The organism is Methylobacterium sp. J-070, from assembly GCF_022829385.1.
Lineage (GTDB): Bacteria > Pseudomonadota > Alphaproteobacteria > Rhizobiales > Beijerinckiaceae > Methylobacterium.
In genome coordinates this window covers 1-1,213 of sequence record NZ_JAKSXX010000093.1, presented here as the reverse complement: position 1 = coordinate 1,213, position 1,213 = coordinate 1, and the positions used below count along the sequence as shown (strand labels likewise).

Here is a 1,213-nt window from a genome sequence, read left to right as displayed (position 1 = left end):
CTGGCGTGTATATTCAAGGTTCATCAAGCCTAAGCGTTGCGGCGCCCGACGTCGGACCGAATGAGGCGCACACGGCAAGGCACAAGCCCTGATCACCCAGATCTGAATTGCCCGCTGTCCGGAAGCTCGTGTCAGCCGCTGATAGGAAGTAACGGGGGAGTACGGGGGTCAGGTGTCAGCCGCTGATCGAGAACGGCGTTACCTCGCCGCTTTCTGTCACTTGACCGGCTAGCCTTAGATGAGCGTTCCAGGACCGATCGGGTCTCCTGGCACGAGATCTGGTCCGACCGGATTACCGGGTACCGGATCAGGTGCGGGAGCCGGCATCGGCGGGTGGCCGGGTACGGGTTCGGTCGGCGGCGACTCGTCGGGTGTCGGCAGATCGGGACCGCCGGGATTGGGCATGCCAGGGTTGACCATCGGCATTATCTCCGCATCGCGAGTATCTATGGAACACGGACCGCCGCCGACTTGGTTCCCCTGATCGACCGCACGCCGGACCGGAGGGCAGATGCGGAGCAAGCTGTTGACCAGCCCCTCTCGGCTATTCGCCGCGGGCATGATCGTAGGGCCATCGAGCGCTTGGGCGCAGGGCACGCCGCAGCCGCCGCCTGTTCGGATGCCAGCCGGCCTGCCGCCTCACTCGGGCTGGTTCCTCGGGTTACTGGTCTGCGCCCTTCTCGCGGGCATCGCATGGTTCGTCTTGTCCCGGGAGGGACCGCCGCCGCCGCCTTGCTCAGGCTAGTTCGCTGCCTGCAGCCACTCACGCGAAGCGTCAGACCTAAACCATCGAACGAGCCAACGCCTTACCGCTACGCTTTCTCCACGCCAGGTGGCACAGTGCGCCCCCATGCCGATCCGGCCCGAGCACCGCTTCTTCTACCCCATCGACTGGCCGCAGCTCTCGGCGGTGATCCGGTTCCGGCGGGCTGGTGGCTGCTGCGAGGGGTGTGGGCGACCACACGGGCAGAAGGTCTACTGCCTCTCGTATGTCCTCTTTTTTTACCTCTATCTATCCCCCCTCAGCAACCCCAACCCCCCACAGCCCACCAGCCCACATATCCACTACTATCTCTTTTCCTTTTTCATTTTTACTAATTTTTTTCTTTCTTCCTCTCACCTTTATCACTACACCTCTAACAATTCATCCACCAACCTCTCTGCCTTCTGCCAGAGGTGCCACATGAACCACGACCGGTCCGAGCATCATCCC

1 protein-coding gene is annotated in these 1,213 nt (G+C 62.2%); it reads left to right on the top strand.

Translation table 11 applies throughout. The features are described from left to right. Positions 1-850: 850 nt before the first annotated feature. A partial coding sequence (locus MKL01_RS06830) for a hypothetical protein (protein WP_243904464.1) occupies positions 851-1,213 on the top strand: 363 nt, incomplete at its 3' end.